Origin of the sequence: Streptomyces sp. NPDC048275 (assembly GCF_040652275.1) — a bacterium.
Taxonomy (GTDB): Bacteria; Actinomycetota; Actinomycetes; order Streptomycetales; family Streptomycetaceae; genus Streptomyces.
This window is the reverse complement of sequence record NZ_JBEZLR010000061.1, coordinates 1-12,268: the sequence shown is the minus strand read 5'-3', so window position 1 is coordinate 12,268 and position 12,268 is coordinate 1. Positions and strand designations below refer to the sequence as shown.

At 68.1% G+C, this 12,268-nt stretch carries 10 protein-coding genes, 1 tRNA gene and 3 pseudogenes; 10 read left to right on the top strand and 4 right to left on the bottom strand.

All coding sequences use genetic code 11. The features are described from left to right. Window positions 1-16: 16 nt before the first annotated feature. From AB0D57_RS30015 to AB0D57_RS30005, 3 genes are all read left to right on the top strand, one after another. Window positions 17-328: an NIPSNAP family protein gene (locus AB0D57_RS30015; RefSeq protein ID WP_362079879.1), complete on the top strand. Its 312-nt coding sequence runs from the start codon at window positions 17-19 to the stop codon at window positions 326-328. A gap of 750 nt (window positions 329-1,078) precedes the next feature. Beyond that, window positions 1,079-1,151, top strand: a tRNA-OTHER gene (locus AB0D57_RS30010). A 216-nt stretch (window positions 1,152-1,367) separates the two neighbouring features. Beyond that, the gene (locus AB0D57_RS30005) at window positions 1,368-2,045 is read left to right on the top strand and encodes a DUF4232 domain-containing protein (RefSeq protein ID WP_362079774.1); all 678 of its coding nucleotides are present in this window, start codon (window positions 1,368-1,370) and stop codon (window positions 2,043-2,045) included. A 216-nt stretch (window positions 2,046-2,261) separates the two neighbouring features. On the opposite strand, the pseudogene AB0D57_RS30000 reads toward AB0D57_RS30005, so the two are convergent. The 4 genes and pseudogenes from AB0D57_RS30000 to AB0D57_RS29985 form a co-directional block, all read right to left on the bottom strand. Further along, window positions 2,262-2,612 (bottom strand): annotated as a pseudogene (locus AB0D57_RS30000) (aldo/keto reductase); the annotation flags it as partial. A 385-nt stretch (window positions 2,613-2,997) separates the two neighbouring features. Next, window positions 2,998-4,422 carry a metallophosphoesterase gene (locus tag AB0D57_RS29995; protein WP_362079771.1) on the bottom strand — a complete coding sequence of 475 codons (1,425 nt, stop codon included), beginning with the start codon at window positions 4,420-4,422 and terminating at the stop codon, window positions 2,998-3,000. A 293-nt stretch (window positions 4,423-4,715) separates the two neighbouring features. Then, window positions 4,716-5,561, bottom strand: coding sequence for an aldo/keto reductase (locus AB0D57_RS29990; protein ID WP_362079876.1), 846 nt, complete (start codon window positions 5,559-5,561; stop codon window positions 4,716-4,718). Between the two features lie 140 nt (window positions 5,562-5,701). Then, entirely contained in the window at window positions 5,702-6,589 is an 888-nt protein-coding gene (locus AB0D57_RS29985) for a helix-turn-helix transcriptional regulator (RefSeq protein ID WP_362079768.1), read from the bottom strand. A 295-nt stretch (window positions 6,590-6,884) separates the two neighbouring features. On the opposite strand from AB0D57_RS29985, the gene AB0D57_RS29980 reads away from it, so the two are divergent. The 7 genes and pseudogenes from AB0D57_RS29980 to AB0D57_RS29950 form a co-directional block, all read left to right on the top strand. Then, the gene (locus tag AB0D57_RS29980; RefSeq protein ID WP_362079765.1) at window positions 6,885-7,028 is read left to right on the top strand and encodes a hypothetical protein; all 144 of its coding nucleotides are present in this window, start codon (window positions 6,885-6,887) and stop codon (window positions 7,026-7,028) included. 3 nt (window positions 7,029-7,031) lie between these two features. Continuing rightward, a complete protein-coding gene (locus tag AB0D57_RS29975) occupies window positions 7,032-7,913 on the top strand; it encodes an aldo/keto reductase (RefSeq protein ID WP_362079873.1) in 882 nt (293 codons plus the stop codon). Between the two features lie 230 nt (window positions 7,914-8,143). After that, window positions 8,144-8,236, top strand: a pseudogene (locus AB0D57_RS29970) (IS5/IS1182 family transposase); the annotation flags it as partial. Window positions 8,237-8,266: 30 nt separating this feature from the next. Further along, window positions 8,267-8,464: pseudogene (locus tag AB0D57_RS29965) on the top strand (aldo/keto reductase); the annotation flags it as partial. A 1,138-nt stretch (window positions 8,465-9,602) separates the two neighbouring features. Continuing rightward, the gene (locus AB0D57_RS29960) at window positions 9,603-9,956 is read left to right on the top strand and encodes a hypothetical protein (protein ID WP_362079762.1); all 354 of its coding nucleotides are present in this window, start codon (window positions 9,603-9,605) and stop codon (window positions 9,954-9,956) included. A gap of 285 nt (window positions 9,957-10,241) precedes the next feature. Continuing rightward, complete coding sequence (locus AB0D57_RS29955; RefSeq protein WP_354777646.1) at window positions 10,242-10,460, top strand: hypothetical protein; 219 nt, start codon at window positions 10,242-10,244, stop codon at window positions 10,458-10,460. Window positions 10,461-11,440: 980 nt separating this feature from the next. Next, the coding region (locus AB0D57_RS29950) for an IS110 family transposase (RefSeq protein WP_362079757.1) at window positions 11,441-12,268 on the top strand (828 nt) is incomplete at its 3' end.

Here is a 12,268-nt window from a genome sequence, read left to right as displayed (position 1 = left end):
CGCCATCATGTGGCGCATGATCACCATTCATCTGAAGTACGAGATTGACGCCGACAAGCTTGAGGACTTCGAGGAATACGGTCGCCGCTGGGTCGGGCTCGTCAACCGTTTCGGCGGAACGCACCACGGCTACTTCCTGCCGAGTGAGGGCGACAGCGACATTGCCTACGCCCTCTTCTCCTTTCCCAGCCTCGCCAGGTACGAGCAGTACCGCGCGGACAGCATGTCCGACCCGGAGTGTCAGGATGCGTTCGAACTGGCGCGTAGCACCCGCTGTATCAAGCGGTATGAGCGCCGCTTCCTCCGGCCACTCGATGGCCTGTCCTAGGTCGTGTTCCGGCGGCTCGTTCCGGCTGGTCGGCGCGTAATGTCCGATCGCCCATCGGGCTCCCGTGAGCGGCCTCGGCCACCCCGTCGCCGGCCGGTTGCAGCACCTCACGCACGCGTGGCGCCATGCCTGGCAGCCGAGCGCGTACGGAGCTGTACAGCGATAGTCGGCCGCGCTGTCCTGTGCCACGTTGCCGTCCCCCGCGGTCAGGCCGGTTCAGCGGTCCGGGCGCGTGAAGGTCTGCACCTGCCTGAACCAACCTCGAGGTGCTCAGCCCTGGCCGGACTCGGCCTCGGCGGACACTCGGCCCACTCCTCCCACGTCTTGAGCCGCTCGGCGTAGACCTGCGGGACGAGCTGGTGAGGGAGGGCGCCGAAGAAGACCCGCAGCGGGGGGCGTCGACGACCTTCAGTAGTGCCGGGCCGACGCCGTCCGGGTCAGGCAGCGCCATGGTGGCGATGCCGGAGTTGAGTGCGTCACGTACGCCGTCGTGGGCGGCCAGCGGTTCGGACCAGCGGGCGGACGTGCCGACGTCGGTACCGAAGGGGCCGGGCTCGACGACGTTGAGCACGGGGCACAGATCCGGACGAGCGACACGTAGGTCTTCCCGCTGATCGGCGGCTCGTGTGCCTCAAGGTCAGCACGCTGCTCCAGCCGTAGATCGTTACCGCCGTGGGCGTCGAGCCAACCGAGTCGTACGGTCAGGCGCGTCCATCCGTGGGCGACGGTCCCGTCCAGCCCACGGCCTCAGTCCTGGCTCTGTTGGCCAGAGCGATCAGGCGGTAAGCGGTAGATCGCCGGTTCGAACCCGGCAGGGGCTCCAACGACGTGGAAATCCCAGGCCTGCCGCTGACCACTGTGGTCAGCGGCAGGCCTGGGTTGTTCACTTCGTGATCATGTCACCGGTCCGCCACAGCGTTGTCCTGGGACGAAGACGCCGGGATCCCTTCGGCTCACAGTCCCCTCATGATGATCAAGCGAGCACCGAGAAGCCGAAACCGCTTCGGCCTCGACCACTACCGATTACCAAGGGGATTTCATGTCCGGCAACCGTCGCAAGGCCTTACTCGTCTCCGCAGCCCTCGTGGGCGGCACCATGCTGATGACGGCGTGCCAGGACACGGACAAGGCCACGGACACCGGCGCCGCGCAGGGTTCTTCGTCCGCCACTCCGGCCGGCAATGCGACCACTCCGTCCGGCTCATCGACCACGGGCAGCGGCCAGGGCACGGACAAGGGCTCCGACGCGACGGGCAAGGGAACCGAGGACGGGGCCGGTTCCGGCGCCGACACCGGCAACGGCGAGCGGGAGCCGGTCGAGCAGGGCTGCGGCGCCAACGACATCTCCTGGAGCACCAGGTCCGAGACCCAGGCCGGCGGATACATCCTGATCATCGCGAAGGCGAAGTCGGGGATAACCTGCTACCTGCCCGCCGCGCTTCCGACCGTGGCGTTCGGATCCGACGGCACCCAGGCGGGTCCCGCGGAGCAGGCCGTCGGCCAGCAGATCAAGCTGAGTGGGAGCACCACCGCCTACGCCGGGGTGAACCCGAAGAGCACCAACGGGGACGGTGGCAAGGAACTGGACAGCATCATCGTCGGCGTCGGTGACGACGACCCCAACCCGGTTTCCCTGCCGGTCGACACCATCACCGTCGAGGAACCGATCGTCACCAACTGGCACACCAACCCGGCGGACGCCGTTCCCTTCAGCTGAACGGACCCGCAGCTCATGATCCACGCCTGAACGGCTCGGCGCCGACAGCGGCCGGGCCCGGGATCGGGCCTGGTGGCGTCGCCGCCAGCCGGACCGACCGCGCCGATGGGCGGCGCCCAACCCTCGTGATCGGTGTCGGGATCGCGGTGAACGCCTCTCAGGGGCAGAACACCGGCCTGCCGGAGCCCCCGTGTCCGGGTTGATGTCCCAGCCGAACTTGGTCGCGATCACCACCTTGTCGCGGACGGGCCGGAGGGCCTCGCCGACGATCCGCTCCGACTCGAACGGCCCGTACGCCTCGGCCGTGTCGAAGAACGTCACCCCCTGGTCAACCGCTGTCCGGATGAGGGTGACGATGTCCTTGCGGCTGGTGACGGGGCCGTAGAGGTTGCCCGGCATGGTCTGGGTGCCGAGGCCGATGCTGGAGACCTTCAAGGAGCCGAGCCTGCGGCGACCGGTCTGCGTGATCGCCGCGGTCACCTGGTTACGACCGCGGACGGGGGCCCTGGTGCCCTTGGCGGGCGGTGCCGCGTGTGCCTGGGCCGGTGCGGCCGCCGTCACGGCCATCAGCGAGGTCGCCGCGAGTGCGGCTGCGCCCAGGAAGCCGCGACGGCCGCGGTCTGTCGGACTGCTGTTCGGCGTACTGTCCTGTTCGTGCATGGGTTACACCCTTCGTGGTCGTCTGTTGAGAGCACCCTCGGTGCATCACCGTGGGTGGCGAAGAAGCGGGCCTTGCTGCCCTGGTCCGGTTGCGGCCCGGCCCGAACGCAACCGCGACGTGGCGTCTCGGCGAGCGGCCGAGGCAGACCGATCCTGAGATGAACGCCTGGCGCTTTACCCAGCGGAGTCGGTCAAGGTCCGTGAGCTTCGGATGATGTCCACGCTCGTCTTGCGATGGGCGTTCTGTGGTTTCGATAGTCCGGGCGGTCAGGTTGATTGAATTGGCCGGGGACTATGCCTGCCTTGAGGCGAGTTCGACGATGGTGATGTCGGACGGTGCGCCCACGCGGACGGGCGGGCCCCAGACGCCGGCGCCGCGGCTGACGTAGAGCTGGGTGTCGCCGTAGCGTTCGAGTCCGGCGACGGTGGGGTTGGCCAGTTCGGCAAGGAAGTTGCCGGGCCAGAGCTGGCCGCCGTGGGTGTGGCCGGAGAGCTGGAGGTCGACACCGTGGCGGACGGCGTCGTCGATGACGACGGGCTGGTGGGCAAGGAGGACGGCGGCGCGGGAACGGTCGCGGTCGCCGAGAGCCTTGTCGAAGTCGGGGCCCTGGCCCTCTGCTTCGCCGCGGACGTCGTTGACGCCGGCCAGGTCGAAGCCGGGCAGTTGCGTGCGGGCGTTCTCCAGCGGGCGCAGCCCCAGTTCCCGTACCTTCTCGATCCATGGCTCGGCGCCGGAGATGTACTCGTGGTTGCCGGTGACGAAGTAGGTGCCGTGCCGTGCCCGGAGTTGGGCGAGTGGTTCGACGGCGGGGGCAAGGTGCTCGACGCTGCCGTCCGCCAGGTCACCGACGACCGCGATCAGGTCGGGCTGGGTCGAATTGATGGTGTCGACGACCCGTTGGGAGAAGCCGCGGCCCAGGATGGGACCGACGTGGATGTCGCTGACCACGGCGATCCGGAACCCGTGCGCGCCGCGCGGCAGTTTGGCCAGCGGAACCGTGACGCGCTTCACCTTCGGCCCGCGCAGCACACCGTACGTGCCATAACCGACGGTACCGACGGCGACGGCCGCGGCGGCGCCGCCCACGACGCGGGAGACGAAGAGACGCCGTGACGGGCCGGCGGGGGCGGTGCCGACTGCCGGCGCGGACTGCGGTGCGTGCGGGGGGTCCAGAACGGTGATGGACCCGGCGGCGCCTCCTGCCGCATCAAAATCGCCGCGATGCGCTGGTGTCGGCAGTGGCACGTCGGCCGAAACGAGTTCCTCCGCGCCGCCGTCACCCGCTTGCGCTTCCGCGGGCTGAGCCGCCGCCAGAACCCGCTGCCGTAGACCTGCGCCCTCGCCACGACGCGCGAGCCACCGCCGTAGCACAGGCCGCACCGCCTCACCGACCAGCAGCGCGAGCAGCAGGTACAGGAACAGGGCCATCCACAGGTACCCGGGCCAGGCCAGGATCCGCTGCACAAGGAAGGGGACGCTTTCGCCCTCTGCCGTCATGGCACCCACCGACAGCAGGGGCCCGGCCACGAAGGCGACGCTCCCAGCTCGCCGGAGGCGCGAACCCTTGGGCGTGGTGTCCCGTATGAGACGGCGCCACACGTACCAGTGGAGTGCGCCGAACAGTGCCAGCAGGACGGCACTGACGAGCGCGAATATGACGACCACGACCTTGCGCAGCCCTTCCTTTGAGATGCATGCCGGCTCATGAGCCGGCATGCGCTGAGACACCGCCGGGCCGGATGAGTCCTTAAGTGCCGGGTACTGCTGTCCCACGGGCCGTACCCGGCAGGGAGGCGGACGAAGGCGTGCTTACGGACACCGCGGAGCCGGTCGGCGAAACGGATCCAGAACGCCCAGGTCACAGACCAACACGAGCATCACGAACAGCCCAACTGCGGTCGAATGAGGCGCGGCGGAGAAGGGCGCCCTGCGCCAGCAGCTGACCGGCTGGCTCCCCCACATGGCTGTGTCGTTTGCGCGCCGATGTCCGCGAGAAGGAAAGGGCGTTCTCAGCCGAGGCGGTACCCGCCGACGGCGCTGACCGTCTGCGGGTCGCGGTGGTCGAAGACAATGCTGGCGCCGGTGTCCATCGCGGCGATGCGGTCCATTTCGTCGCCGGTCAGCTCGAAGTCGAAGACCGCGATGTTCTCGGCCATCCGGTCCGGTCGCGAGGACTTGGGGATCACCACGACACCGCGCTGGGTCAGCCAGCGCAGCACCACCTGGGCCACGGACTTGCCGTGCGCTTCGCCGATGGCGCTCAGCGTCGGGTCGCTGAAGATGTTGTTGCGGCCTTCGGCCAGCGGACCCCACGACTCGATCTGCACGCCGCGCTCAGCCATGAGGGCCTGGTCGTCGGCGCGCTGGAAGTACGGGTGGGTCTCGATCTGGTTGACCGCCGGGACGATCTCGTTGTGGTCGATCAGGTCGACCAGGCGGTCGGGGTAGAAGTTCGACACTCCGATCGCCTTGATCAGGCCCTGACGGTGGAGGTCCTGCATGGCGCGCCAGGAGCTGTAGTAGTCACCGAAGGGCTGGTGGATCAGGTACAGGTCCAGGTAGTCCAGTCCGAGCAGGCGCAGGGACGTGTCCAAGGCCGCCTTGGCGCCCTCTTCGCCCTTTTCGTTGACCCACATCTTGGTGGTGATGAACAGCTCGTCACGGGCGATGCCGCTGGCCTTGACGGCCTTGCCTACGGCCTCTTCGTTGCCGTAGGCGGCGGCGGTGTCGAGGTGGCGGTAGCCGGCGGCGAGGGCGTCGGTGACGACCCGCTCGGTCTCCTCAGCAGGGACCTGGAAGACGCCGAAGCCGAGGATCGGCATCTGGACGCCGTTGTTCAGCGTGACATGGGGGATCTTGGACATGGTGAACCTTTCGGGGTGGTGCTGAAGGGTGCGAGGGTGCGCACCGGCACGTGGGGGAACGGCGGTTCGTCGCCCGTGCTCAGCCGGTGGCCGGCGGCGGGCTGGATGGTTCGGGGAATGTGGGCCAGGTGCTACTGGCCGCGGTCGCTCGGTTCTTCCTGAGCGGGCTCGACGGGGTCCGGCCCGGCAGCCCAGCTGGCGAGCAGATCGAGAGCTTGGCGGCTGGGTGATCCGGGTTCCGCGGTGCAGATGAGCAGCACGAGACCGGCATCAGCAGGCAGTTCCAGGGCTTCGTAGGAGAGCTCGAGGTCACCGACGACCGGGTGGTGCAACCGCTTGACTCCCGTGCGGTGCAGACGGACGTCTTGCGAGGCCCACCGGGTGCGGAACTCTTCGCTGCGGGTGCACAGCTCCCCGATCAGATCGGTCAGCGCCTTGTCGTAGGGGTTCTTGCCGGCCATGAGGCGCAGCCCGGCGACGCCGTCGCGGCCGGTGGCCTCCCAGTCGAGGTAGTAACCGGCCGCGCGGGGGTTCAGGAAGCGGAACCGTGCGGCGTTGACCGGGCGGGCGGGGTCCTCGTACAGCGGAGACAGGAGGGCCTTGCCCAGCGCATTGGTGGCCAGGACGTCCCCGAGGCCGTTGGTGACATAGGCCGGGGACAGCTGGCTGTCCAAGATCGCCTGGATGGCCGGACGTACCCGCTGCACCGCCGGGCGGCGGCGTACCGCCGCACCGCTGTTGGCCGCACGCGCCAAGTCGAACAGGTGTGCCCGTTCGGCCTCGTCCAGCCGCAGCGCCCGGGCCACGGCGTCCAAAACGGTCTCGGAGGCGCCGCGCACGTTGCCGCGTTCGAGCTGGGTGTAGTACTCCACCGACACCCCTGCCAGGTCGGCCACCTCGCTGCGTCGCAGACCGGGCACACGGCGGGTGCCGCCGTGATCGACGAGGCCCACCTGCTCGGGGGTGACCTTCCCGCGGCGTGAGATCAGAAAGTCCCGTACCTCGCTGCGGTTGTTCATGCCCTTCACGCTACGAGCCCCACCCCGGACGTGGGAGATGCTGCCAGCACCCCCCTCAGCGGCATCCAGCACGGCGGCGTCCGCTGCACCGCCGCACGATCATGCCGGGCTACAGGTCGTCGCACGCACCTGACCGCGGGCCCGGCCGACCTGGTCCGGGGGTGATCTGTGCCCGTCGGGTGGCCAGGAAGCACCGCACGCCAGGCGGCCCATACCTCGGCAGCAGGCGTGTCGCTTGCCCGGTTGGGGGGTGCTGGCAGCATCTCCCACCGCGACCGTCGGCTGCCTAGCCTCGATGATGAAGCAGTCGGTGTCGGCCGGCTGCACCGACGACGAGGAGCGCGTCATGCAGTACACCCGTCTGGGCACCTCCGGACTGAAGATCAGCCGCATCGCACTCGGATGCATGAGCTTCGGCGACACCTCGCAAATGCCGTGAGCCCTGGACGACGACGGCGCCGAACCGATCTTCCGCCAGGCCGTCGAGTCCGGCATCACCTTCTGGGACACCGCCAACATCTACGGCAACGGCACCTCCGAGGAGATCGTGGGCCGCGCGATCAAGAAGTACACGAAGCGCGACGACGTCGTCCTGGCCACCAAACTGTTCTCCCCCATGCACGACGGACCGGGCGGGTCGGGCCTGTCGCGCAAGGCCGTGATGGAACAGATCGACGCCTCCCTGACCCGGCTGGGCACCGACTACGTCGACCTCTACCAGATCCACCGCTTCGACCCGCAGACCCCGGTCGAGGAGACCATGGAAGCTCTGCACGACGTCGTCAAGGCCGGCAAGGTCCGCTACCTCGGCGCCTCCTCGATGTGGGCCTGGCAGTTCGCCACCATGCAGCACGCGGCCCACAGCCACGGCTGGACGCCCTTCGTGTCCATGCAAGACCAGTACAACCTGCTGGCGCGCGAGGAGGAACGCGAGATGTTCGGCCTGCTCGCCCACTCCGGCGTCGGCTCCATCCCCTGGAGCCCCCTGGCCGGCGGCCGTGTCGCCCGCCCCTGGGGCCAGGACAGCACCGCACGGGCCAAGACCACCCCCGACACCGACTTCGCCGGCCGCCCCATGTTCGTCGACACCGACGAAGCCATCGTCGACGCCGTCCAGAAGATCGCCGACGCGCACGGTGTCCCGATGGCCCAGGTCGCGCTGGCGTGGGTACTGAAAAACCCTGTCGTGTCCGCGCCCATCGTCGGCGCCACCAAGACCCGCCACCTCACCGACGCCGTCGCCGCGCTCGACCTCACGCTCACCGAGGACGAGATCGCCGCACTGGAAGACCCCTACACTCCGCGCCTGCCCACCTTCTTCTGATCGGCTGGAGGGCGTCTGAAAAGCCTGTCAGCGGGCTGGTCTTGCGAGGCTGCGCAGGAGGAGCCAGGAGGAGCATGGCCATGGAGAGGTGGATGGCATTCTCCGAGCAGACGCGCAAGTATTCGTAGTCCTTTGACAGGCGTCGGCACCGTCCCAGCCAGGCGGTTGGGACGGCCATGCGGTGAGGTGCTCCCGTGGGACGAGTCCTGTTCCGCGCGGCCGACCCAACTGCGCGGCTGCACGGCTTCCGCCGTCTGCGCATCCGATGGGAACGACGAGCCGACATCCACGAAGCCTTGCTCAAACTCGCCTGCTGCCTCGTCAACCCCGCCAACCATCACCGTCACCCATCCGCCCTCGCCTGGTTGCTGGCCCAGGGCGACGACGTTGCCCCTATCCCCGGCACCCGCAGCGCGCCCCACGTCGAGGAGAACGTCGGCGCCGCCAACGTGGAACTCACGCCGGCCGATCTCCAGCGCATCGTCGAGGTCCTGCCCTACGGCTCCGCAGGCGGTCGCTACCCCGCCACGTACATGCCCACCGGCTGGTAACACCAGGTTCCGGGCACTCCCAGCATGCGGGTGGGAGCCACGCGCGTCTTTACGGGGCGACGGTTTCGGGGGAGGTCTGGGTGAGGGCCCCGCTGTCGTCCCACAACTTGCGGCTCACGGCTACCGGGGGGCGCTCATCCGGCGGCTCCGGCTTGTACTTCTCTACGAAGTGCAGGAAACCACGCGACTGGGTCGACCAGGACCACCCGCTTCCACACCTGGCCGCACCGCGCCGAAGACCAACGGGCCCGCTGGATCGACCACCAGCACCCCGCACACCTGCTCCACGGGACCGACCTGGCCGAAGGCCTGGACTGGTCACAGCAGCGCGGGCCACCCAAGAGCGCCGCCGCGCTCGTCACCGCCAGCCACCACAATCAGCAAGCCACCCTTCGGCGCACCCGAGGCGCCGACAACATCAAGCCCTCGGATGACGCCACAACACCACGCATGCGCACCCACGTTCACGGCTGGCCACACCCAGCGTCGAAGGCGCAGTCGACACCAGGTTCACCCCGAAAAGTATTCCAGTATGGAAAATATAGACATAGGAGATTTATTGGCGCCTCAATGTTCCCAGGATGTTCCCATCCGGGCACAGAAAGAGCCCCCCACGATCTCCGTGAGGGGCTTCCGGGTCCCTGACCTGCACTCTTAAGAGCCGCCTTCGGGATTCGAACCCGAGACCTACGCATTACGAGTTGTCGGATCGCGTTCCGGGGGCATCCACTGGCATCTGCCGGGTGACTCGCAGGACTGGTCAGGAGGCCTGCATGACTCCGATGGATGTCAGTGGACCGCCTCGGATTGAGCGGCGATTGAGACCACCATTGAGACCGCAAGTCCTTGGTCCTGGCGCAACTCGGGTGGGGCTGTTCCTTGGAGTGGACGTCGATCGCGTGCACGCTTTCCAAGTCTCCTCGCCGTGATCAGTGCCCCCGGCAGGATTCGAACCTGCGACACCCGCTTTAGGAGTTCGATCCGATCCTGCTCCCGCTGCTATCGGTGACTGGCACGACGTCCGGACAGGGATGCTGATTTACGCCGCCGTCCGGTGCCGTTGATGTCAGGCGTGGATGTCAGAGGCCTCGTCGACAGGGCAGGAGACGTGTCAGACCTGCGGTGAATGATCCCGGGTATGGGATACGAACTGCACATGACGCGCGCCTCGGACTGGTTGGACAGCGAGGAACGCCCCATCTCGCTGCGCGACTGGCTTGAGTTTGCACACAACAGCGCGGCACTTCGGCAAGAAGGCCACCTCGACCTGCACAGCGTAGGCCGGCAACCGGTGTTCACATGGGGCAGCCTGGACAGCGGCGCGGTCGGGCTCCATTGGTGCGAGGGACGAGTGATTCTGTCCGGGGCCCACGCACCTGGTGTGGACCTGGTCGGCTTGGCTGACCTCGCAGCCGAACTGCCCGCGAAGCTGATCGGCGACGAGGGGGAGCAGTACCCGGGATCTGTCCGCCGCGGCAACGAAGAGCCCTGAGCTTGGGAATCACCGGGCCGTCACGGAGGGGGTTGACGCTGACCAGCGCAAACGGCCTCTGGTGATTAATCGCGAGGCGTCGCGCTTGACTGCTCTTGACCGCTGGGATCCGCTCTTTCTGGCACGGATGTGGCACGGGCTTCCATCCGCTCTGACGGGTCGCGTCACCGACCCCGCACCCGACAGCAATGTCAACCGAACGGCCCAACATGACGTGTCGCCCACATGGATGAACAATTGGCTGAGTAGTGTCCCAACCGAGGCAATCTGTGAAAGGCGAACCAAATGCGCATTCGACGAATCCTCGCCGCAGTCTTCGCCACGGCAGCCCTCGCCGGACTCGGCCTCACAGGCGCCGCCACGGCCACCGCCACCGCCGGCAGCGTCACCCCAGCCAGCGTCACCCCGGGTGAGTGCACGGACGGCGGCGGAACGATCGATCGGTCGACGCCCGTGCTCCCGACCTGCAGAGGCGGTATGTACGACGGGCAGACGGTCGACTAAACCCCACTAGGGCCCGTTGTGAAAGTGGATCGGCGCCCCGCAGCCACGCGTTGCGGGGCGCTCCCTCGCGAGCGTTCCCCCTCGGCTGACGGCTCAACGTACCTGGGAGGCGTGACGATCGCACACGGGCCCGATGAGGTCGGCGGGAGCGGCTTTGGGCTGGAGCTGCCATGGGGCGAGAGATCGGGGCCCGTACGCTGGTCGCGAATCGGGCAGTCTCTGGACCTGCCCGCAATAGCCCGATGTGGGCCCCGATCTTCGAGGCTCGCCCCATGGTGGCTGCCTAACTGGCTGTTCTCTATCCGTTCGCGTGGCCGGTCCGATTCGAACGGGGTGCTGGATCGGGTGAGTTGGACGGTGCGGAGGCATGACGGAAGGGCCTCTTGGTAGCTCGCGGTTGTCGAGTCCAGCGAGAAGCAAGAGGCCCTAATTCCTTGTTAACAGCTCCAGCAGCGGGGACCGCCCGCGCCGGACTGTTCGAGTGCGGGACCGCGACGCCTTTCTGGACCCTGGCCGATGAGGCCTCCACTGAGAGCGGCGCGCGACCGTACTCGTGAGCATCTGGAGCACGACGCCTTACGTCTTCCTGGCTGCGAGCCCTCGCGGGAGAGCGGTGCGGGCCCCAATGCCCATGGTGGTGGTCGCGTGGGCGCCGGACGGACGCCTCAGGAGGCCCTGGCGTCGACGTCTCACAACAGAGCGGCGGCGTTCGGCGTCCTCGCGGCCTCCACCATCGTCAACACTGCTTGCTTGATCACTCGTTGGTGCTGGTGGTGCGAGCCCACTACACGGAGACCTCTCGATACGCCCGAGCCGCCCGAGCTCCCGCATAGACCGAGGCCCGCGTGGTGCGCTGGTGCCACGAACGGCTAGTGAGGTGGCGGACCGGCCCAGTGGGCCGAGTCCTGGAATTAGGTCGCTGCGTGGCCCGCATGCGCTCGTGACCAGCACAGATACCCGTGCCATGGGGAGGGAACATCTTGATCTACTGCGGAATTGACTGGGCCGAGAAGACGCACGACGTCGCCTTGGTCGACGACAGCGGCAAGTTACTGGCCAAGCGCCACATCACCGACGACGCGGCCGGATACAAGCTCCTGCTGGACCTGCTCGCCGAGCATGGCGACACGGAAGAGATTCCGATCCCGGTCGCCATCGAGACCTCCCGCGGTCTGCTGGTCGCGGTGCTGCGGCAGGGCAAGCGGCAGGTGTTCGCGATCAACCCCCTGGCCGCGGCCCGCTACCGCGACCGGCACAGCGTCTCGCGCAAGAAGTCAGACCCCGGCGACGCCCTGGTCCTGGCGAACATCCTGCGCACCGACATGCACGCCCACCGGCCGCTGTCGAACGACACTGACCTCGCCCGCGCGATCGCCGTCCTGGCCCGCGCCCAACAGGACGCCACCTGGAACCGCCAGCAGATGGCCAACCAGCTCCGCTCCCTGCTGCGCGAGTACTACCCCGCCGCCCTGGACGCCTTCGCGGCCTGGCAGAACGGCCTGTGCCGGCCCGAAGCCCGCGAACTCCTCAAGGCCGCACCGACCCCGGTCAAGGCCGCGAAACTGACCCGTACGCAGATCACCGGCGCACTCAGGCGGGCCGGACGCAAACGCGGCATCGAGGCCGAGGCCGAGCGGATCCGTGAAGTCTTCCGCGGCGACTTCGCCCACCAGCCGCCCCTGCTGGAGGACGCGCTCGGCCAGCAGATGCTCTCCCTCCTGGGCCAACTGGAGGCCGCCTGCACCGCCACCGACGACCTCGCCAAGGCGGTGGCGGAGACTTTCCCCCAGCACCCGGACGCTGACGTG

Coding starts and splice junctions, on each gene's coding strand:
- AB0D57_RS29955 (WP_354777646.1), top strand. CDS start 10,242: ATGCGCATTCGACGAATCCTCGCCGCAGTCTTCGCCACGGCAGCCCTC.
- AB0D57_RS30015 (WP_362079879.1), top strand. CDS start 17: ATGATCACCATTCATCTGAAGTACGAGATTGACGCCGACAAGCTTGAG.
- AB0D57_RS29980 (WP_362079765.1), top strand. CDS start 6,885: ATGATGAAGCAGTCGGTGTCGGCCGGCTGCACCGACGACGAGGAGCGC.
- AB0D57_RS29985 (WP_362079768.1), bottom strand. CDS start 6,589: ATGAACAACCGCAGCGAGGTACGGGACTTTCTGATCTCACGCCGCGGG.
- AB0D57_RS29960 (WP_362079762.1), top strand. CDS start 9,603: ATGGGATACGAACTGCACATGACGCGCGCCTCGGACTGGTTGGACAGC.
- AB0D57_RS29995 (WP_362079771.1), bottom strand. CDS start 4,422: ATGCCGGCTCATGAGCCGGCATGCATCTCAAAGGAAGGGCTGCGCAAG.
- AB0D57_RS30005 (WP_362079774.1), top strand. CDS start 1,368: ATGTCCGGCAACCGTCGCAAGGCCTTACTCGTCTCCGCAGCCCTCGTG.